The following is a 19,239-nucleotide window of genomic DNA, read 5'->3' on the forward strand; positions in this document are numbered from 1 at the left end:
AACCACCATTGAGCTCAGGGAGGATCTTCATGAAAACCACAACAAAGGCTTTGGCGACATTTGCGGTACTGGCTGCCGGACTGATGAGTGGCGCAGCAAGCGCAGACGACATCAAGATCGGCTACATCAACAAGATGGGAGACCACCCATGGTTCGTCGCCGAAGTCGGCGGCGCCAAGAAAGCGGCTGAGGCGGCAGGGGCCGCGTTCGTGTCGCAGGACGTTCAGTTCGACGCCAATTTGACGATCACGACCTTCGATACGATGGTCGGCGATGGCGTGAAAGGCATCGCCATCGTTGTCCCCGACAAGGCACTGGGACCGGTCATCGCGGAGAAAGCAAAGGCCGCAAAAATTCCCTTGGTGGCGGTGGACGACGATATCTACTACCAGGATGGCACCCAGGTCCCCTATGTCGGCATGAATGCTTACAATATCGGTGCGCGGGTGGGCGAAGAGCTTGCCAAGCTCTACAAGGCTGAAGGCTGGGCGGGCAAAGAGGTGCGCATCGCCTCGATCGAGGACCGCAAGGCCGATACCTGCATGCAGCGCAACAAGGGCGCGGAAGAAGCGTTCCTGAAGGCGGTGCCCGATTTCAAGCCGGGCAACATCGTTCGCGTCCCCTACGACAACACGATGGTCAACGCCATCGACGTGATGACCACCACACTGACGGCCAATCCCAGCGTCACGAACTGGATATTCTATTCATGCAACGATGACGGCGTGCTGGGTGGTGCGCGAGCACTGGAGAATGCTGGCTATTCCGCAGACCAGGGCATGGGGATCGGCATCGACGGGAGCCGCGCCTGCGATGCCTTCGGATCCGGAAAGCCCTCGGCGTTCCGTGGTACGATGTGGCTCAATTCGGAAAATCATGGCGCGCTGGCGGTGAAGATTCTCTTGGCCTCCATCAAGGACGGAACCAAGCTTCCCGTTCAATCCTTCACTGACCCGGAATACATCACCGCCGACAATTTTGCGTCGGACTACAAAGCCAAGCTCTGCCACTGAACCAGATATGCGTCATGCGCCGCAGTGCGCATGACGCTCTTTGGGCCGGCAGTTCGTCGACGGGCACACGGGATCGATCCTCGGGAGTGAGCTTTTGACGCAATCGGATTTCTTCTCGCTCGACAGGATATCGAAGCGCTTCGGCGTCGTGCAGGCGCTCGACAATGTCTCGATTGCCTTTCGGCCAGGAGAGGTGCTTGCCCTGGTTGGCGAGAATGGCGCCGGCAAGTCGACAATGATGCGAATTCTCGAGGGCGTGTTCGCACCGGACACCGGCACCGTGCTGCATGGCTCCACGCCGATCGTTTTCAGCGAACCGCGCGACAGCCACAGAGCCGGAATACGCGTCATCCATCAGGAGCCGGAGATCGTTCCGAACCTGACCGTGGCCGAGAACATTTTCGTCGGCGAACTGCCGCGGCTGGCAGGCGTCCTGCTCGACTGGCACAGGCTCGAGGACCAGACCGATAAGGTGCTTGCGACCTTCGGCATGCAGCAGGATATGCTGCCGCGTCAACTCTGCAGCACACTCGGTCCGGCACAGCGCCAGATGATCGAAATCATGCGCGCCATACGTGCCGGCGGCCGGCTGATCGCATTCGATGAGCCGAGCTCGTCACTGACCGACGACGAAGCGCGCCGTCTGTTTTCAGTAATTCGCCGGCTGCGCGGCGAGGGCACTTCGATCGTCTACATCTCTCACAGGCTGAACGAGGTCATCGACCTTGCGGATCGCATTGTCGTGTTGCGGGACGGCCGGCTGGTCGATGATTCCCCCGCTGCCGGTGCCAGCGAGCAGACCATAGCCAAGCTCATGGTGGGCCGCGACATAGCCGATCTGTTTACGCGCGAGACGTGGCAATCGGGGCAACCGTTGCTGGAGGTGGCGGGCCTGACCACCGATCACGTCACCGATGTGAGCCTCAAGGTCCGCCGTGGCGAGGTGCTCGGCATTGCCGGCCTTATGGGTGCGGGTCGATCCGAACTGGCAAAGGCGATTGTCGGCTATGATAGGCGCCTCGACGGAACCATAACGATGAATGGTGTGCCCGTTGGCCCCAACAGTCCGCATGCAGCGATCGTGGCGGGCATCGGCTTTGCCCCAGAAGACCGCAAGCACGAGGCGCTGCTGTTGTTCCGAAGCATTCTTGATAACGCCTCGCTTTGCGTGCCCGACAGAACGTCGACCTTCGGCTTCTTCAACCGGCGCAAGGCACTGGAGATCGTCTCACCGCTTGCAGCAAAGATGTCGATCAAGGCGCCTAACCTCGACGAACAGGTTTCGAAATTATCGGGTGGCAACCAACAGAAGGTCGTTCTCGCGCGCTGGCTTGCGCGGCAGCCGATGCTTCTCATCCTCGACGAGCCGACCCGCGGCATCGACATCGGCGCCAAGGCGGAAATCTATCGCCTGATCGACGAACTCGCCGCCAGCGGCATCGGCATAATCCTGATTTCCTCGGAAATGCCGGAACTGATCGGGCTGGCCGACAGGGTGCTTGTTATGGCTGGAGGCCGGATCACGGCCGAACTTTCCCGCCCTGACATCGACGAGGCCACGATCCTGAGACATGCCATGCCTCAATCTGCAGCATCGCTTGGAGGACAAATTCAGTGAACAGCCTTGAGCTCAGGACAGCAACAACGCAAACCGGCAAAAGGCGCGCTTCCTTGCGCATCGCAGAGCGCATCGGCATTCACAACATAAGCCTTCTTGTTGCTCTCGCCATTCTCGTGCTCATTTTCGGCACCCTGAGAGGCGACGTGTTCTTCTCCAGCCGAAACCTGCTGAACATCGGTCTAGGCATTACCATCCTGGGCGTTCTGGCGATGAGCCAGACCGTGGTTATTGTCGCCGGAGGGCTCGATATTGCCGTCGGCGCAATTGTCGGTCTGACCACAGTATCGACGGCAATGGCCATCCAGGCCACCGGATCACCCGCCGCGGGCATTCTTGCCGGCCTGGTCCTGGGCGGTCTTGCCGGCCTCGTGAACGGCATCATCATCACCTATGGGCGGGTCAACGCTGTCATCGCGACTCTCGGTACGATGGCGATCTTCCGCGGCATCGCGTTCATCATGTCCGACGGGCAATCGATCGCGATTTTCAGCGACACTTTCCGCTTCATCGGGATCGGACGAATCCTCGGCCTGCCTCTGCTGATCTGGATTCTCTTGCTGACCGCGATCGTGTTCCATCTCTTCCTTGCCCGCTCGATCGTTGGCCGCAACATCTATGCCCTGGGCGGCAATCCCGTTGTCGCACGCTTCTCCGGCATCGACATCAACCGCTACCGCGTCGGCATCTACATCATGAGTGGAGTGGCGGCCGGATTGGCCGGGATTCTGTTGGCTGCCCGTACCGGCTCCGGGCAGCCCGTATCCGGATCCCAAGGCCTGGAACTCGAGGCCATCACAGCGGCCGTTCTTGGTGGCTGCGCCTTGCAGGGCGGCAAGGGCACGATCGTCGGCGCACTGCTGGGCGTCGCCATCATTGGCGTCCTCAACAACGGAATGATACTGACGTCCGTGCCAACCTTCTATCAGTTGCTTGCCAAGGGCTCGCTGCTGATACTTGCTGTGGTAATTGCCGAGTACCACTTGAACAGGACATGACGATGGACGCGGCGATCGCTTCGACTGGCCAAGGCAAGCAGGACATTCCTGCCGCAGATGGCACCACGTCATCGCTCAAGGATCGCATCGCACGCGATCTCGGACAGCGCATCCTCGCCGGCTCCTACGCCCAGCACTCCGTCCTGCCGACGGAAGCCGAGCTTTGCGTTATCTACGGGGCGAGCCGCACCGCGCTTCGCGATGCTCTTCTGACGCTTTCGGCGAAAGGATTGATCGAGGCGCGCAAGCGGGCCGGGACGCGTGTGCGCGTGTCGAGCGAATGGAACAGGCTGGATGCACAGGTTCTGGAATGGATGCGCGATATCGAGCCCGATCTCGATTTCGTCCGAGGATTGATCGAGGCGCGGCTGGTCATTGAACCCGCTGCCGCCCAACTTGCGGCCAAGATGGCGACGTCAGGCGATCTCGCGGTCATCGAAGCGGCCTATGAAGCCATGCGCATTGCTCCGCAGGACGATCTCGCTGCGTGTCTCGATGCCGACGTCAGGTTTCATACGGCCATCCTGCGTGCCAGCCGCAACCCGGTGTTCGCCAATCTCGGCAATATGCTTGCGGCCGCCCTCAGCTTCTCCTTCCGCTTGACCACATCGGCCACCGCTAATTACCAGCAGACGCTGAGCGCGCATGGCGACGTGCTGGAGGCAATCAGGATGCGGAGGGCCGACGATGCACACGATCAGATGAAGGCGCTCATCGGGATCGCGTCGAACGACCTTCTTGCAGTGGCTCGCAAAGGCCGCCATCAACAGCCGATCGCCGCTGCCAAGGCCAGTACCGTCTGAAGCGGATGGTCGGGACGATCAAGATCAGAAGCGGAGACCTGTCTGCTGAAATCGTCCCATCGCTTGGGGCAGGTCTTGCGAGACTGGACCATGGACGCGTGCCGCTCTTCAGGCCTTGGCCGAACGGCGGGAGCAGCAACCCGTTCGACCTTGCCTGCAACCTGCTTTTGCCATGGTCAAATCGCATCTCGGGCGGCGGGTTCACATTCGACTGCAAATTCCACGAACTGCCTGCCAATGTTGCAGGCGAGCCCTTTCCCATTCACGGCAATGGATTTTCGAGCGAGTGGGACGTCGACAGCGTAACGCAGGACAACGCAAAGCTGTCGCTCATCAGCAACGGGCCCGGCCCATACCGATATCGCGCCGAGGTGAGCTACGCGCTGGCCGGACACGGGCTCGAGCTGAAACTTCGCATCGTCAATCGGGCCTCGATCAGATTGCCGTTCGGGCTTGGCATCCATCCATGGTTCCCGAGAACAGCGTTGACCACGCTTCACGCCGCGGCATCACAGGTTTGCCTCGAACGGCCCAACCATCTCCCTGAACGATTTGTGGATGTCAAAACCCGTCCCGACTGGGATTTCGGCGCCCCGGCCGCCTTGCCGAGCGGATGGATAAACAATGTGTTCGCTGGCTGGGATGGTGTCGCCTCCATATCTTGGCCAGAGCACAGTTGCAGCCTGCGGATTGAAGCTTCATCGCCCTTGAATTTGTACCTGGTCTATTCGCCATCGGACGAGAGCGACTTCTTCTGTTTTGAACCGGTCAGTCATGTTGTCGATGCTCATAATCGGGGTTCGATCGACAAATGGAATGGACTGTCGGTGCTTGGGCCCGGCGAGAGCCTGGCAGCACGTTGCAGCTTTGCCGTCAGTTAGGCGGACCTCTGCGGCGCCCTCGAATTGGCGGATGTCGGCCTGCATGTCCGGTGACAACGAAGCCGTCTTTTCGTCCAAACGGAGCTTGGGAAGAGGGAACTCCGGCGACCGGGAACCCGCGAGCCAGTTCGACGTTTGCCGGATGTCGCTGCGCAGCTCGTCTGCTTGACGGCCCACCAAATGTGCCTGGCAGGATTGGATCAATGACGGATGTTGAACCAAAAGAATTCGTGCTCGCGGGCATCGTCATGAAGCGACTGGTCTCCGGCGAACAGACGGGAGGCTTGTTGAGTCTGTTCGAAAACAGAAGCGACGGGCACACCAAAACGCCAATCCATGTTCATGCGAATGACGACGAGACGGTCTACGTCATCGAAGGGCACTTGACCGCAATTGTGGACGGTGTGGTCCGAACGCTCTCGCCCGGCGAGAGCATGTTTTTGAAGCGGGGCATCCCGCACCAGCTTATGAATCCCGGCAACCAGCTCGTTCGCTATATCCTGATAGACACGCCAAGTGTGTTCGAGCAGTTTCTTGCCGAAGGTGGCCATGAACGCAGCAAGGGAGAGGTGGTCGGGCCGCCGACGCCTGCCGATATCGAGCGGCTCAAAGTAGCCGCGCCGAAGTTTGGGATTACGCTCCTGCAGGACTGGCCGGCAAGAGAGTAGATGGCTTCGTGATGGCGGCTTGGATCGCCGCTAAAGCCGGCCCTTGCCCGAAGAACCGGTATTGGCTAGCCGTCGGCAATCCAATCCGAGAGGCTTCGCGAAAAACTTCGCGGCACGATGAGTTCGCACGCGGTCTCGCCGGTGCGCAGGAAGAGCACGGGCACGTGATGGAAGGATGTTTGCACGGCGCGGCCCGGAGCGGCGGTCGGCGCGTGCCAGTTGACGGCAATGCAGCCGGACAGAAGCCTTGCGATACCAGGGCCGGCCATTTTCAAACGAACACGACCTTCCCCAAGGGGCACGGAACAGCCGAGATCGGGGTCGACGACAAGGGCTGGCGCTTCTGTGCCTTCGTCGAGAGCCAGCCAAAGGCGGCGAGGTGCAACGCGGATGGTCAAAAGGCCCTTGTGGCGAACCGTCTCTCCCACCGAAGCGGGAAGTTTCGTGTTGAGCGACGCCGAGACGCTCTTTTCGAATTGTCTCAGTGTCGCGTCCCAGCCCTCGATCTGGATAAGCGGACAATCCGCCACGGACAGACTGAAATCCCGAGAAGAGGTCAAGCTAGCCATGCAGCCGTTCTCCCTGCGGATCGATGAATACCGGCGAGACAACGCGGGCGCGAACCGTTTCGGCCTTCATCGGATAGACCGCCACGACCTCGCTTCCTTCTGCCGCGACATCACCGGCAAGCAGGGCCAATCCGACATAGCGGTCGAGTTCTGGGCTAAAGGTGATCGAGGTCACCCGGCCGCGGCCATGGCCCTCGATCTTGTCGTCGGGCAGGAACAGGATCGCCCCGCCGCGGAGGCGCTTGCCGTCTTCGGCGCATTCCAGTCCGACCAGCCGCTGGCGCTCAGGCGCCTGATAGGCCTGGCGGCGGCGCAGTACATCGCCGACGAAGCCGCTGCGCTTGCCGGCCATGCGGCCGAGGCCGAGATCGTCGAGCGTCGTGCGCCCATCGATCTCCGGTCCGGCGACATGGCCCTTTTCGACCCGCAGCGCGCCGAGCGCCTCGACACCGTAAGGCTTCAGGTCGAAGGGTCTGCCGGCTTCGAGCAAGCGGCTCCAGAGCTGTTCACCGGCAGTGGCGCCGACATAGACTTCGTAAGCGCGCTCGCCGGAATAACTGAGGCGCAGGATGCGGAGCCCACGGACCTGCCACTCGCTTTCGAGTAGCCCCATATGCGGAAGCGCCGCGTCGGAAACGTCGAGACCAGGAAAAGCAACACCGAGGATTGCGCGGCTGTTGGGCCCGGCAACCGACATCGCCGCCCATTCATCGCTGACCGAGGTAACGGCCACGCGCAAATCCGGCCAGGCCGTGTCGAGCAGGAATTCGAGACGCGACAGCACATCGGCGGCCTTGGCGGTCGACGTGGTCATGAAGAACCGGTTTTCCGCTAGCCGCGTCGTGGTGCCGTCGTCGAAGACGATGCCGTCGTCGCGCAGCATGACGCCGTAGCGGGCGCGGCCTATCGCCAGTTTGGCAAAGCCGTTGGCATAGACGCGGTCGAGGAAGATTGCCGCATCCGGGCCCTGGACATCGATCTTGCCGAGCGTGGAGATGTCCATCAGCCCCGCGGCCTGACGCACGGTACGCATTTCGGCAACATAGGCCTCGTTCACGTCGCGGCCCGACTGCCGGTAGAAATAGGGCCGCATCCAGAGCCCGACCTCGAGCATCTCGGCGCCATTCGCCATGTGCCAGTCGTGCATCGGCGTGCGGCGGATCGGCTTGAAATGATGGCCGACGGCGCGTCCGGCAAGCGCGCCGATCGCCACCGGCGTATAGGGCGGGCGGAAGGTCGTGGTGCCGGTCTCGGGAATCGTTGCGCCGCGCAGCGCTGCCATGGCGGCAAGTGCGGGAAAATTGCTGGTCTTGCCCTGATCGGTGCCCATGCCGAGCGTGGTGTAGCGCTTCAGATGCTCGACCGATTCATAGCCCTCACGATGGGCGAGCTCGATATCCCCGGTCGTCACGTCCATCTGGAAATCGACGAAGGCCTTTCCGCGTCCAGCGGGCAGGGCTTCGCGAAGCACGGTCGAGGCGGTCTCATCGAGATCGAGTTTCGATGGAGCGGGCACCGGCGCCGACTTGCCGCAGGAGGCTGCCGCTTCGATGCCGGCCCGATGGCCGTGCTCGACGGCAGCGGCGGTCGCATAAGCTCCTATCATTGCGCCGGCGCCGAACTGGCTGGCTGAAAAGACGCCCGGCACGAAGCCGTCAATGTCGTCGCGATAGACAGGTTTGACACCGAGGTGGGAGGTGAGATGCACGGTTGGCGACCAGCCGCCGGAGATGCAGACCAGGTCGCAGGCGGCCGAGGATTGTCCCTCCGGTCCATTGAGCGTTACGCGCCTGACGGTATGGCGGCCGTGCAGGTCGACGATGCGCGTTGCGGCCCGCACCACCACGCCGAGCCGTGCGGCTTCCGCGGCAAGTGCTGCGGGCGGGACGGCGCGCAGATCAGCAACCGTCACCTCCGCGCCGGCTGCGGCATAGTCGAAGGCGGTGCGCCAGGCACCGTCATTGCTAGTGGCGACGACGATTTTCCTGCCCGGCAGGACGGCGAAACGGTTGAGATAGGTCCGGGCGGCCGAGGCAAGCATCACGCCGGGCCGGTCATTGTTCGAGAACACGATCGGCCGCTCGATGGCGCCGGTGGCAAAAACAATCGAGCGGGCGCGCAGCATAGTGACCGTTTGCCGGGCCTCGCCGGCCGGCTTCGGATCGGTCGGATCGCGCTGTTCGACCAGTCCAAGGACATTGCCGTCATAGCTGCCGAAAGCCGTCGTCCGCTTCATCAGCGTGATGGTTTCGAAGCCCTCCAACTCGGCCGCGGCCTGCCTCAGCCATGCGGCCGCTGCGCTGTCGGACGGTTCCGCCAGAAGCTGGCCGCCAAGCAGGAAATCCTGCTCGATCAGCGCGACCCGCGCGCCGGCCGCGGCGGCCGCCCGCGCCGCCGACAATCCCGCCGGGCCGCCGCCGACGATAGCGACATCGGCGAAGGCATGATGAACCTCGTAGCGGTCGGGATCGGGGCCGGTGGCGGCTCTGCCCAGGCCGGCCGCCTTGCGGATGAAATGTTCGTAAAACATCCAGGCGCGGCGCGTCGGGCCCATGAAGGTCTTGTAGTAGAAGCCGGCGGACAGAAACGGCGCGAAAAGGCCGTTGACGCTTTGCACGTCGAAGGCAAGCGACGGCCAGCGGTTCTGGCTCTCCACGACCATGCCGTCGGCGAGTTCCAGCGTCGCAGCCGGCAGGTTCGGCTCGCGCCTGCCGGCGCTCCCGAGCGTAACCAGCGCATTCGGCTCTTCGGGCCCGGCGGAAAAAATGCCGCGCGGGCGATGATATTTGAAGCTGCGACCGACCAGGGTGACGCCATTGGCGAGCAGCGCGGAGGCGAGCGTGTCGCCGCGATACCCAATCAGCTTGCGGCCATCGAAGGTGAAATCTACCGGCACCTCGCGACTGATGCGGCCACCCGCTGGCAGGCGTTTGCGGTTCGAACTCATGCCGGTTGTTTCCTGACAGTCGATTTCCTGGCGAAGTCGACGGATGCGATCGCGTGGTTGCGGGTGTCGCGTTCGACCACCAGCCATTGCCGGCAGCCGGTCACGTGCTGCCAGAATTCACGGTGCGGGCCGGCCGGGTTTGTCCTGATATAGACGTAGCGGTACCAGGCCTCCGGATCGGCATCGTCATGGGTTGGACGCGTGACCGAGGCATCGCCGCCATAGCGGAACTCGTCATGGTCGCGCGGGCCGCAGCAGGGGCATTCGATGCGCAGCATTTTGTCCCGCCTCCTATTGCAGCCAGGCGGAAGGGCCGACACCGGCCTCATCGAGCGTGTGGCCGGTGCGGAAACGATCGAGTCCGTAGGCCGCGATCAGGGGATGCGGCTTGCCGGTGGCGATCGTGTGGGCGAAGCACCAGCCGGAAGCCGGCGTCGCCTTGAAGCCGCCATAGCACCAGCCGCCATTGAGATAGAGGCCGTCGATCGGCGTCGGGCAGATGATCGGGCTGGCATCGGGAGTCATGTCCATGACGCCGCCCCAGTGGCGCAGCAGACGGACGCGCGAAATGCACGGCATCAAAGCAATCGCCGCCTCCGCCACCTCGCGCACGACGCCGAGATTGCCGCGCTGGGCGTATGAATTGTAGCCGTCGAGATTGCCGCCGAAGACCAGTCCGCCCTTGTCGGACTGGCTGACGTAGAAATGGTCGGCGCCGTAAGCGACGACGTGATCTACCAGCGGCTTCAGCGGCTCGGTGACAAAGGCTTGCAGGACGTGGCTTTCGATCGGCAGGTCAAGGCCGGCCTTGGCACCGAGCACGGATGTATGACCGGCAACAGCGAGGCCGACCTTGCCGGCGCCGATCCGGCCTTTCGTCGTTTCGACGCCGACGATACTGTCGCGGTCGCGGAGGAAGCCTGTCACTTCGCAGTTCTGGATTATGTCGACGCCATGGCTGTCGGCGGCGCGCGCATAGCCCCAGGCGACGGCGTCGTGGCGCGCCGTGCCCGCCCGGCCCTGGAAGATGGCACCATGGATCGGAAAGCGGGCGGTGTCGGAAAAATCGAGATAGGGCACGAGACGGCGCACCTCGTCGCGGTCGAGGATATCGGCATCAATGCCATTCAGCCGCATGACATTGGCGCGGTGGCTGAAGCCGTCGAGCTGATCGGCCGAATGCGCCGTGACGAGCTGGCCGCGCTGCGAGAACATGACGTTGAAGTTCAGCGCGCGCGACATGCCCTCCCAGAGCTTCATCGAGAATTCGTAGAACTGGGTGTTGCCGTCGAGCAGGTAGTTGGAGCGGATGACGGTGGTGTTGCGGCCGACATTGCCGCCGCCGACATAGCCCTTTTCGAGTACGGCGACGTTACGGATGCCGTGGTTCTCGGCGAGGTAAAAGGCGGTGGCGAGGCCGTGTCCGCCGCCGCCGATGACGATCACATCATAGGACGGTTTTGGCTCCGCCGCACGCCAGGCGCGCTGCCAATTCTTCTGGCCGGCGAGCGCGTTGCGGAAAATCGAGAGTGCCGAGTAGCGCGCCATGCGTGCGGGCCTATCGAACGATCGGGCCGGCCGGCGTGCGGGTGAGCACTTCGGCGCCCGCGTCGGTCAAAAGCACCGTGTTGGAGACGAAGTCATTGCCGTGACCCGTTCCCATCAGCCATGACAGGATGTGGAAGCTCATCCCCGTTTCGATCTCGAGGTCGGAATCGTGTCGCAAGCCGGTCACCGAATTGCCGCCGGTCCATGACGGCGGCTGGCCGGCGCCGACAAGGTAGCCGCAGTGATGGCGGCGATAGTGGGAAAGGCCGGCCTCGTCGGCGACGGCCTGCCAGGCGGCGTAAACATCACGCGCCTTGGCGCCCGGGCGCAGCGCCTCGACGACCGCGTTGAAGGCCTTGGCGGTCACCTCCGCCATTGCGGCGTCTTCATCGCTGATGTGGCCGATGCGAACGAGCCGGCCGAGCGGGGCATGGTAGCGCGAGATGCACCCGGACAGTTCGACAAAGACCGGCTCGCCCTTGCGGTAGATTCCGTCGCCCCAGGTCGTGTGCTCTTCACCCAGGCGCGCGGCCGGGCGGATGAACGGTCCGAAGCCCGGCGCATGACCGCCGGCGCGGATCATTGCCGAAACACATTGGGCGGCGACCTCCTGTTCGGAAGCGCCATCGGAGATCGCGGCGATCGCGGCACCGGCGGCGGCGTCCGTCACCTTTGCGGCACGCCGCATCAGCGCCTGTTCTTCGGCGCTCTTCACCCGCCGCATCTCGTCGATCAGACCGGAGACATCGCTCCACGTTGCATCGGCTTGCGTCTGGAGCGCCACGGCAAGTCCATGGCTAAGGCCGGCCGTCCAGTATTCGAGGCCGATCCGCTTGCCCGACAGGCCGAGCTCCGCAAGCACCCGCGCGGCAAGGTCGGCCGCCGTTTCGCTGTCGGAGTGGCCGCGGAATTCCGCTGCCTTCACCTGCTTCTCGATCGTCACCTTCTCCATCGAGCGGGTGACCAGGACGGGGTTTCCCTGGAGTGGAACGATCAGCAGGTGAGGGGCAAAATACCCCCAGTGATCAAGCCCGGTGAGATAGAAGACGTTCTCCGGCGAGGCAAACACCGCCGCGTCGAGCTCCCGCTCGATCAGTGCAGTACGGACCTTTGCCAGGCGGCCGGCGATTTCGGCTTCGGAAAACGGATTGCGGTCCATCGGGCGTCCTCGTGCTTGTTGCCGGCTTGCTGGCGGGCATGGTCTTTTCGGCAGCCGGTTTCCCGGCCGCCATGTCAGTCGATGACGATGAGGTCGCGCGCCACGTCGCAGAGGCGTTCGCCGCCGCGTTCCGTGACGACGAACGACTCCGAGATGGCGATGCCGAAATCGTCGAGCCAGACGCCGGCCATGAAATGGAAGCACATCCCGGACTGCATCTCGGTAGTATCGCCGGGACGAAGGCTTGCGGTGCGTTCACCCCAATCGGGCGGGTATGCGAGCCCGACCGGATAGCCGACCCGGCTTTCCTTCTTCAGCCCGTTCCGTCGCAGGACTGCCTGCCAGGCGGCTTCCACCTGTTCGGCGGTGTAGCCGGGGCGCGCCTTCTCGAGGCCGGCGTCGACACCCTCGACGATTGCCTTGGCCATGTCGAGGATGGCTAGCGGCGGCTTGCCGAAATGTATGGTCCGCGTCAGCGCCGCGTGATAGCGGCGCCTCACGCCGGCAATCTCCAGAATGGCGGGGCCGCTGTCCGGCAGCGGCGCGTCGGACCACGTCAGATGCGGCGTGCTGGTGCCCTCGCCGACGGGCATCAGCGGACAGATCGCGGCATAGTCGCCGCCCGCTCCGGGCACCCCCATGATCTGCGCGTGATAGATTTCCGCAATGACATGGTTCTGAGGCACACCGGGCCGCATTTTCCCGATGGCGCGGTTCATGGCATGCGTGCAGATCGCACCCGCCTCGCGGATCAGCACCAGCTCGGCTTCGGATTTGACCAGCCGCGCCCAGTTAACGAGATCGTGGTTGTTGGCGAAATGCGCGTCGGGCAGCCCCTCGACAAGGTGGGCGTGGCAGCGCGCAGTGTAATAATGCGCGTCCATCTCGACGCCGATACGGGCCTTTCCCCAGCCGCGCGACCGGATCAGTTGGGCGAGTTCGTCATAAGGGTGTTCGACGGGCTGCTGCACCAGCCGTTCCGAGAACGGCACGATGTTTGTCTCGGGCAGGCCGGTGGTCAGGCGTGCGCTCTTGGCATCCTGCGCCCTGCCGAACCAGATCGGCCGGTCCTCCTCCAGATGGACGAGCACGCACTGCGGAACGTAGAACGACCATCCGTCATAGCCGGTCAGCCAGCACATGTTGGCTGGATCCTGACAGACGATGAGATCGAAGCCGGCTTGTTGCATGCGTGTCTTCACGCCGGCGAGGCGCTGCCCATACTCCGCTTGCGTGAATGTCCCGAAGCCCTTCGCGGTCGCCACCGAAATCCTGCCTTCCAGTACGCCGCTTGCCCTTTGATAAAATATGGGCAAGCAGGCCCAAATTGTGCACAACTCGACGTCAATTTGTTGGCTAACTACGAATTATCGCCGAATTTCCATGGTTTCTATATCTCTGCTTGCGAAATGTCTAGGGCAGTTGTATACGTCTGATCAAGCAGGCGCCGACCTCGAAGAAGGCCGCGCCCTGGGAACCATCCACAGTTGTCCAATGGGAGAAAAGCATGTTCAATTCATCGATATCGCGCCGCATGGTCGTGAAAGCGGCTGCCTGCATCGCGCTCGCCGCGACGTCATTGACCTCGCTGTCCGCTCACGCGGAAACCACCCTCGAACGGGCCAAGAAGGACGGCTACATCCGCGTCGGTTTCGCCAACGAGGCGCCGTTCGGTTACGCCACGCCAGACGGCAAGCTGACCGGCGAGGCGCCGGAAGTCGCCAAGGCGGTGCTCGCCAAGATGGGCATACCGCAGGTCGACGGTGTTTTGACCGAATTCGGCTCGCTCATTCCAGGTCTCAAGGCCGGCCGCTTCGATATCATCGCCGCCGGCATGTTCATCACCCCGAAGCGCTGCGCCGAGATCAACTACTCCGAGCCGTCCTACGGCATCGGCGAGGCTATGCTGGTGGCAAAAGGCAATCCGAAAGGCATCAAGGATTTTTCCAGCATCAAGGACAATCCGGATCTCAAGCTTGCCGTGATGGCCGGCGCCGTCGAAGGCGGCTTCGCCAAGGAAGCGGGCGTTGCCGATGGGCAGATCGTCTCCTTGCCCGACCAGTCCAGCCTGGTCGCCGCCGTCCAGTCGGGCCGCGCCGATGCTGCCGCGCTTACCGCCCTTTCGATCGCCGACATGGCCAAGAAGGCCGACGGTGTCGAATCGACCAAGCCCTTCGGCGAGGTCGCCGGCAAGTCGGTGAAAGGCCATGGCGGCTTCGGCTTCCGCAAGGAAGACACCGACCTGCAGCAGGCTTTCAACGCCGAGCTGAAGAAGTTCATCGGTTCGCCGGAGCATATCGCGCTGGTCGAGCCACTCGGCTTCGGCAAGGATTATCTGCCCAACAAGACCACCGCAGAGCTCTGCGCTGGCAAATAGGTTCCCAACTGCTGGCGGCGCGAAAGCGCCGCCCTTTTTTCCCGGGGGAATCGCATGGGAATCCGTACGCTCATTGCCATGCTGGTCATCGCGCTAGTCGTGATCGGCGCGTTGGCAACACAGGAAAGCTATAGAGTGTTCATGCCGGGGCTGCTGCAAGGCGCGGTCCTGACGGTCGAGATCGCCGTCCTCGGCAGCCTGCTGGCAATTATCATGGGCGTGCTTGCGGCACTTGCAAGGATGTATGGCCCGACGCCGCTCAGATGGCTGGCCACGGTTTACGTCGAGATCTTCCGCGGAACGTCGGCACTGGTGCAATTGTTCTGGCTGTTTTTCGTGCTCCCGCAATTCGGCGTCACGATCAACGCATTCGTTGTGGCGGTGCTGGCGCTCGGCCTCAATGTCGGCGCTTACGGATCGGAGTGCGTGCGCGGCGCGATCCAGTCCGTCGCCCGCGGCCAGTGGGAAGCGTGTACTGCATTGAACATGAGCCGCCCGCAGATGCTGCGCCGGATCATCCTGCCGCAGGCCTTTGTCGCGATGATCCCGCCCTGGGGCAATCTGTTCATCGAGCTTCTGAAATCGACGGCGCTGGTCTCGCTGATCACGCTTTCGGATCTCGCCTTCAAGGCGCAGCAAATGAACCAGAACACGTTCAAGACCATTCCGATCTTCACCCTCGTTCTTTTGATGTACCTGGCAATGTCGCTGGTTGTGACCATCGGCATGCGGCTTCTTGAAAGGCGAGCGTCGCTCGGACTGGCGCGGGGGAAGGCGGCATGATCTGGGATTGGGGATTTGCCCTGGAAATCCTGCCGGTGCTTGCCCGCGCCGCCGTCATTTCCATCGAAGCGACGCTGATCGGCTTTGCGCTTGCCGCCTCGCTCGGCCTGGTGCTGGCCGTTGTCCGCATCGCCGTGCCATGGACCAGCTGGACGATTTCGGTGCTGGTCGAGCTGATCCGCTCGACCCCGCTGCTCATCCAGATATTCTTTCTCTATTTCGTCTTTCCGAAATTCGGTGTCGTGCTCGACGCTTTCACCGCCGGGGTGCTGGCCATCAGCATCCACTACGCCGCCTATTGCTCCGAGGTCTATCGCGCCGGTTTCGACAACATCCATCGCGGCCAGTGGGAAGCTTCGATCGCGCTCAATCTCTCGTCCTGGACGACGTTCCGCGACATCATCATTCCGCAGGCGATCCCGCCGATCGTTCCGGCGCTCGGCAATTATCTGGTGGCCTTGTTCAAGGAAACGCCGTTGCTTTCCGCAATCGCCGTGATGGAACTGATGCAGACCGCCAAGATCATCGGCTCCGAAACGTTCCGCTACACCGAGCCGATCACGCTGGTCGGCCTGTTTTTCCTTGCCATGAGCCTGGTTTCGGCGGCGCTCATCCGCTCCCTCGAAGGGCTGCTCAACCGGAGGACCACCCGATGACTGAACAACCGATGGTCCGCTTCGACAATGTATCGAAACGCTACGGCACGTTAACCGTTCTCGACGGGCTCAATCTCGAAATAGCGCGCGGCGAAAAAGTCTCCGTCATCGGTCCGTCGGGTTCGGGCAAGACGACGGTGCTGCGCATGCTGATGACGCTGGAGACGATCAATGACGGCGTCATCTGGGTCGAAGGCGAGCCGCTGACCCATATGGAGAGGAACGGCAAGCTTGTTCCCGCCGATCTCGCCCACATCCGCAAGATCCGCGCCAAAATCGGCATGGTGTTCCAGTCGTTCAACCTGTTTCCGCATATGACAGCGATGCAGAACTGCATCGAGGCGCCGATAACGGTGCTCGGAATGAAGCGGGCGGACGCCGAGGCAAGAGCGGCCGAACTGCTGGAGCTGGTCGGTCTGGCCCAGAAGAAGGACCACTATCCGTCACAGCTTTCTGGCGGCCAGCAGCAGCGCGTCGCCATCGCCAGGGCGCTGGCAATGCGGCCCAAGATCATGCTGTTCGACGAGGTGACGTCGGCGCTCGACCCGGAGCTTGTCGGCGAAGTGCTGCAGGTGATAAGGCAAATCGGGCGCGAGCATGATCTCACCATGCTGATGGTCACCCATCAGATGGGCTTCGCCAAGGAGTTTTCCGACCGCGTTTGTTTCTTCTATCAAGGCAAGATCTGCGAGCAGGGGCCGCCAAGCGAACTGTTTGGTGCTCCCAAGAACGAGCGGACACGGCAATTCCTGCATGCTGTCCTGGAGGCTGGGTGACGATCGAGACAGAGGCCAAGCCGCCCACGACGGTGACCGCCGCGCCGCCGCGCCCGCTCTCCGCGCGGGAGCGGTTCGAGCGCATCTACCGGATATTGCGCGACCGCATCTGCCTGCTCGATTATGCGCCGGGAAGCCACCTGTCCGAGGAAGAACTTGCCCAGGAATTCCAGATCAGCCGCACGCCGGTCCGGCGCGTGCTGGCGCGCCTTGAATCCGAGGGTCTGGTTCAATCCGTCCACGGCGTCGGCACGATCGTCACCGACGTCGACATCGAGGAATTGCAGCAGGTCTATCATTTGCGCCTGGAGCTGGCGCTCCTCGTCGGCAAGCTTTCGCCGATTCCGCGCACGGCGGACGATCTTGACCGGATACGGGCGCTCATCGCGCGCTGCGATGCCGATATACTCAATCCCGACCAGCGCGCTTTCCTGCGCCTCAACATGGATTTTTTCTACGAGCTCACGGCGATGACCGGCAACCAGCCACTGCGCGAGATCAGCGAGCGCCTGTATTTTCAGGTCGCGCGCGTCGTCCTGAAGCTGATGCCGCAATTGGGCCTCGTCGAGGAATTCACCGCATTCCGCCGCGAAATGGAAGAGGTCCTTGCCGCGGCCGAAATCGGCGACTGGGAGTCCATCGGGCACATAAGGCGGGCGCATATCTCAATGAGCTTCCGCCGCATGATGCGCCATGCAGGCGAGGCGAATCTGGATAGAGCTACATAATCAGCCCCGTAAGATTATGCTGGTGGACTGCCGTCGAACTGGCTTCGTTTGCCAGGGAAAGCAGGCCGCCCGCCCCGATGCCGATAGAATTTGCCAGCACCGGGAATGACCGGAACGGCCCGATCCTACAGGGCCATACCTGCCCTCAGAGAGCGTCCTCATTCGGTATGTTGGCGGGGTTCCAGACGACCTCCCACAGGTGTCCGTTCGGATCGCGGAAGTATCCGGCATATCCGCCAAAGAACGTGTCCCGGGCAGGCTTGATGATCTCGGCTCCGGCGCGAGCGGCCTCATCCATCACTTGATCGACTTCTTCGCGGCGCACAACGTTGTGTCCGACTGTGAACGAGGTCGAGCTGATCGGCGCCTTGGGCAGGCCAGTGTCGTAGGCGAGGTCGTCCTGCGCCCAGATCGCGAGCTTCAACCCGCCGGACAGCGTGAAGAACGCGACGGCGCCATGCTCGAACTCGCGGCCGATGATCCCTTCCGTCGGCAAGCCGAGACCGTCGCGGTAGAACGCCAGAGAACTCTCGAGGTTGGCGACAGCGATAGTCAAAACCGAAATGCGCGGTTTCATGGCGATCTCCTCTGGTTGTCGGAGACACCAGGATAAAGTCGGGCGACAGTGACGAATTGAACAAAACGGCCAATGAAGAGCGCGACGTGGTTTCACCCGTTCTGCAGCAGGTGATGAATCTGTCGCGGGGTGCTTCCCGTCAGGCGTCGGCTCTCGCGGACAAGATGCGCCTGATCGGAATAGCCCGCCTCGGCTGCCAGGATGGCCGTGGCGCTGTTTGATTGGCTCGAAAGCCGCAGAAAGCGCTGGTAGCGGAGGATACGGTCAAGCGTCTTGGGGCCATAGCCGAAGCTCTCGTCGAAGCGCCGGCGCAACGTCCTTTCGCTCATCTCGAGTGCGCGCATCAACCAAGGGACGAGCGGCGCGTCGGGTGGCGGCCCGCGCTCGATCAGGCGATATGCCGCCTGCATGGGAACGTCTGGCGCGCGGGAGGCCGCCTCCTCGGCGACGACCTGTTCGAGCGAACAGGCCAGATCCTCGAGATTGTCGCCTGCGCGCACGCGGCTGGCGAGGCGCCGGGCTCGCGCGCCCCATAAATCGTCGAGCAACAGCCTCTGGCCGACAAGCTCGATTTGTGGCACGCCGAGCCATGCCGCCGCCGTGGCAGGATGAAAGCGCAAGCCGATCACGATCTCGCCTGCCGCCAGGACCTCGGTCTGCGGCTCCTTGTCGGGGCCGGCAATTCGGAAGCTGCCTCCGATCCATTGCAGGTCGATCGTTGCATCGGGCATGACGACGATTGGCGGTGCGCCCGCCGGGTCCATTCGATGCGCCCACACCGAAGCAAAGCTCCCGTGAAGCCGCGCCGACGCTGGACGTTGCTGAAATGAACCCGTTGCCTGCGCTGGGACGGGATCGCTCATCTCGCTCCTCTTCGGATTACCGGCGGTGAACCGACGCAGTGGCTGCGCCCGCCGTCGCTCGAGACAACAATCTGCACGACCGACAACGTCTGCCAATCGAAAACGGTTGCAAGAATCGGTTGTTTCTTCCGGCCGGAAGGAAGAGGGTAGGTGAATAATCATGTCAGATGCATCGCCTCGGCGGCGCCGTGTGAAGCCATACGTCGATGGCCGTTTTGTTCAATCCGGCAGGCGAGATGCGTGCTTATCTTTCGCCGTCGTACACCACACGAGAG

Annotated in this window: 19 protein-coding genes; 11 read left to right on the forward strand and 8 right to left on the reverse strand. The window is 62.6% G+C overall.

The features are described 5' to 3' along the window. Nucleotides 1–29: 29 nt before the first annotated feature. The 6 genes from NKI41_RS19730 to NKI41_RS19755 all read left to right on the forward strand — a co-directional run bounded on the left by NKI41_RS19730 (nucleotide 30) and on the right by NKI41_RS19755 (nucleotide 5,981). Nucleotides 30–1,013 (forward strand): substrate-binding domain-containing protein, encoded by a 984-nt coding sequence (locus NKI41_RS19730; RefSeq protein ID WP_352470579.1) that lies wholly within the window; start codon nucleotides 30–32, stop codon nucleotides 1,011–1,013. Between the two features lie 94 nt (nucleotides 1,014–1,107). After that, complete coding sequence (locus NKI41_RS19735; RefSeq protein ID WP_352470578.1) at nucleotides 1,108–2,631, forward strand: sugar ABC transporter ATP-binding protein; 1,524 nt, start codon at nucleotides 1,108–1,110, stop codon at nucleotides 2,629–2,631. Nucleotides 2,632–2,684: 53 nt separating this feature from the next. After that, nucleotides 2,685–3,629: an ABC transporter permease gene (locus NKI41_RS19740; protein WP_352502561.1), complete on the forward strand. Its 945-nt coding sequence runs from the start codon at nucleotides 2,685–2,687 to the stop codon at nucleotides 3,627–3,629. Between the two features lie 2 nt (nucleotides 3,630–3,631). Continuing rightward, nucleotides 3,632–4,432 carry a FadR/GntR family transcriptional regulator gene (locus NKI41_RS19745; RefSeq protein WP_352684659.1) on the forward strand — a complete coding sequence of 267 codons (801 nt, stop codon included), beginning with the start codon at nucleotides 3,632–3,634 and terminating at the stop codon, nucleotides 4,430–4,432. Between the two features lie 5 nt (nucleotides 4,433–4,437). After that, nucleotides 4,438–5,313 carry an aldose 1-epimerase gene (locus NKI41_RS19750; protein ID WP_352684662.1) on the forward strand — a complete coding sequence of 292 codons (876 nt, stop codon included), beginning with the start codon at nucleotides 4,438–4,440 and terminating at the stop codon, nucleotides 5,311–5,313. 203 nt (nucleotides 5,314–5,516) lie between these two features. Beyond that, nucleotides 5,517–5,981 (forward strand): cupin domain-containing protein, encoded by a 465-nt coding sequence (locus NKI41_RS19755; RefSeq protein ID WP_352470574.1) that lies wholly within the window; start codon nucleotides 5,517–5,519, stop codon nucleotides 5,979–5,981. A gap of 65 nt (nucleotides 5,982–6,046) precedes the next feature. Here the strand turns inward: NKI41_RS19755 and NKI41_RS19760 are convergent, their stop codons facing one another. The 6 genes from NKI41_RS19760 to NKI41_RS19785 all read right to left on the reverse strand — a co-directional run bounded on the left by NKI41_RS19760 (nucleotide 6,047) and on the right by NKI41_RS19785 (nucleotide 13,469). Beyond that, on the reverse strand, nucleotides 6,047–6,550 hold the full coding sequence (locus tag NKI41_RS19760; RefSeq protein ID WP_352470573.1) for a sarcosine oxidase subunit gamma: 504 nt from the start codon (nucleotides 6,548–6,550) through the stop codon (nucleotides 6,047–6,049). After that, complete coding sequence (locus NKI41_RS19765) at nucleotides 6,543–9,497, reverse strand: sarcosine oxidase subunit alpha family protein (RefSeq protein ID WP_352540081.1); 2,955 nt, start codon at nucleotides 9,495–9,497, stop codon at nucleotides 6,543–6,545. Before NKI41_RS19765 ends, NKI41_RS19760 begins: the two co-directional genes overlap by 8 nt. Then, nucleotides 9,494–9,775, reverse strand: coding sequence for a sarcosine oxidase subunit delta (locus NKI41_RS19770; protein WP_352470571.1), 282 nt, complete (start codon nucleotides 9,773–9,775; stop codon nucleotides 9,494–9,496). Before NKI41_RS19770 ends, NKI41_RS19765 begins: the two co-directional genes overlap by 4 nt. Before the next feature lie 13 nt (nucleotides 9,776–9,788). Continuing rightward, nucleotides 9,789–11,045, reverse strand: coding sequence for a sarcosine oxidase subunit beta family protein (locus NKI41_RS19775; RefSeq protein ID WP_352470570.1), 1,257 nt, complete (start codon nucleotides 11,043–11,045; stop codon nucleotides 9,789–9,791). Nucleotides 11,046–11,055: 10 nt separating this feature from the next. Beyond that, nucleotides 11,056–12,204: a M24 family metallopeptidase gene (locus NKI41_RS19780; protein ID WP_352470569.1), complete on the reverse strand. Its 1,149-nt coding sequence runs from the start codon at nucleotides 12,202–12,204 to the stop codon at nucleotides 11,056–11,058. Between the two features lie 74 nt (nucleotides 12,205–12,278). Beyond that, on the reverse strand, nucleotides 12,279–13,469 hold the full coding sequence (locus NKI41_RS19785) for a M24 family metallopeptidase (protein ID WP_352470568.1): 1,191 nt from the start codon (nucleotides 13,467–13,469) through the stop codon (nucleotides 12,279–12,281). Nucleotides 13,470–13,711: 242 nt separating this feature from the next. On the opposite strand from NKI41_RS19785, the gene ehuB reads away from it, so the two are divergent. Genes ehuB through NKI41_RS19810 form a run of 5 tightly spaced genes read left to right on the forward strand, consistent with a single transcriptional unit; the run spans nucleotide 13,712 to nucleotide 17,524 of the window. After that, nucleotides 13,712–14,581 carry an ectoine/hydroxyectoine ABC transporter substrate-binding protein EhuB gene (gene ehuB, locus NKI41_RS19790; RefSeq protein WP_352470567.1) on the forward strand — a complete coding sequence of 290 codons (870 nt, stop codon included), beginning with the start codon at nucleotides 13,712–13,714 and terminating at the stop codon, nucleotides 14,579–14,581. 54 nt (nucleotides 14,582–14,635) lie between these two features. Then, nucleotides 14,636–15,364, forward strand: a complete 729-nt coding sequence (ehuC, locus tag NKI41_RS19795) for an ectoine/hydroxyectoine ABC transporter permease subunit EhuC (RefSeq protein WP_352470566.1) — start codon at nucleotides 14,636–14,638, stop codon at nucleotides 15,362–15,364. After that, nucleotides 15,361–16,020, forward strand: coding sequence for an ectoine/hydroxyectoine ABC transporter permease subunit EhuD (gene ehuD / locus NKI41_RS19800; protein ID WP_352684668.1), 660 nt, complete (start codon nucleotides 15,361–15,363; stop codon nucleotides 16,018–16,020). The genes ehuC and ehuD overlap by 4 nt, the downstream gene beginning before the upstream one ends. Further along, complete coding sequence (ehuA, locus tag NKI41_RS19805) at nucleotides 16,017–16,796, forward strand: ectoine/hydroxyectoine ABC transporter ATP-binding protein EhuA (RefSeq protein WP_023717024.1); 780 nt, start codon at nucleotides 16,017–16,019, stop codon at nucleotides 16,794–16,796. Before ehuD ends, ehuA begins: the two co-directional genes overlap by 4 nt. After that, entirely contained in the window at nucleotides 16,793–17,524 is a 732-nt protein-coding gene (locus NKI41_RS19810) for a GntR family transcriptional regulator (RefSeq protein ID WP_352470565.1), read from the forward strand. Before ehuA ends, NKI41_RS19810 begins: the two co-directional genes overlap by 4 nt. Nucleotides 17,525–17,669: 145 nt before the next feature. Here the strand turns inward: NKI41_RS19810 and NKI41_RS19815 are convergent, their stop codons facing one another. Both NKI41_RS19815 and NKI41_RS19820 read right to left on the reverse strand, forming a co-directional pair. Beyond that, nucleotides 17,670–18,101, reverse strand: a complete 432-nt coding sequence (locus NKI41_RS19815; RefSeq protein ID WP_352470564.1) for a VOC family protein — start codon at nucleotides 18,099–18,101, stop codon at nucleotides 17,670–17,672. 92 nt (nucleotides 18,102–18,193) lie between these two features. Then, nucleotides 18,194–18,865 carry a helix-turn-helix domain-containing protein gene (locus NKI41_RS19820; RefSeq protein WP_352470563.1) on the reverse strand — a complete coding sequence of 224 codons (672 nt, stop codon included), beginning with the start codon at nucleotides 18,863–18,865 and terminating at the stop codon, nucleotides 18,194–18,196. Between the last annotated feature and the right edge of the window lie 374 nt (nucleotides 18,866–19,239).

Source organism: Mesorhizobium sp. M0601 (genome assembly GCF_040320845.1).
Taxonomy (GTDB): domain Bacteria; phylum Pseudomonadota; class Alphaproteobacteria; order Rhizobiales; family Rhizobiaceae; genus Mesorhizobium.

Bases quoted from the DNA above. Each gene is read 5' to 3' on its own strand.
- NKI41_RS19820 (WP_352470563.1), bottom strand. From the start codon at position 18,865: ATGGACCCGGCGGGCGCACCGCCAATCGTCGTCATGCCCGATGCAACG.
- NKI41_RS19815 (WP_352470564.1), bottom strand. From the start codon at position 18,101: ATGAAACCGCGCATTTCGGTTTTGACTATCGCTGTCGCCAACCTCGAG.
- NKI41_RS19780 (WP_352470569.1), bottom strand. From the start codon at position 12,204: ATGGACCGCAATCCGTTTTCCGAAGCCGAAATCGCCGGCCGCCTGGCA.
- ehuA (WP_023717024.1), top strand. From the start codon at position 16,017: ATGACTGAACAACCGATGGTCCGCTTCGACAATGTATCGAAACGCTAC.
- NKI41_RS19755 (WP_352470574.1), top strand. From the start codon at position 5,517: ATGACGGATGTTGAACCAAAAGAATTCGTGCTCGCGGGCATCGTCATG.
- NKI41_RS19730 (WP_352470579.1), top strand. From the start codon at position 30: ATGAAAACCACAACAAAGGCTTTGGCGACATTTGCGGTACTGGCTGCC.
- NKI41_RS19770 (WP_352470571.1), bottom strand. From the start codon at position 9,775: ATGCTGCGCATCGAATGCCCCTGCTGCGGCCCGCGCGACCATGACGAG.
- ehuD (WP_352684668.1), top strand. From the start codon at position 15,361: ATGATCTGGGATTGGGGATTTGCCCTGGAAATCCTGCCGGTGCTTGCC.
- NKI41_RS19760 (WP_352470573.1), bottom strand. From the start codon at position 6,550: ATGGCTAGCTTGACCTCTTCTCGGGATTTCAGTCTGTCCGTGGCGGAT.
- NKI41_RS19750 (WP_352684662.1), top strand. From the start codon at position 4,438: ATGGTCGGGACGATCAAGATCAGAAGCGGAGACCTGTCTGCTGAAATC.
- ehuB (WP_352470567.1), top strand. From the start codon at position 13,712: ATGTTCAATTCATCGATATCGCGCCGCATGGTCGTGAAAGCGGCTGCC.
- NKI41_RS19765 (WP_352540081.1), bottom strand. From the start codon at position 9,497: ATGAGTTCGAACCGCAAACGCCTGCCAGCGGGTGGCCGCATCAGTCGC.
- NKI41_RS19775 (WP_352470570.1), bottom strand. From the start codon at position 11,045: ATGGCGCGCTACTCGGCACTCTCGATTTTCCGCAACGCGCTCGCCGGC.
- ehuC (WP_352470566.1), top strand. From the start codon at position 14,636: ATGGGAATCCGTACGCTCATTGCCATGCTGGTCATCGCGCTAGTCGTG.
- NKI41_RS19745 (WP_352684659.1), top strand. From the start codon at position 3,632: ATGGACGCGGCGATCGCTTCGACTGGCCAAGGCAAGCAGGACATTCCT.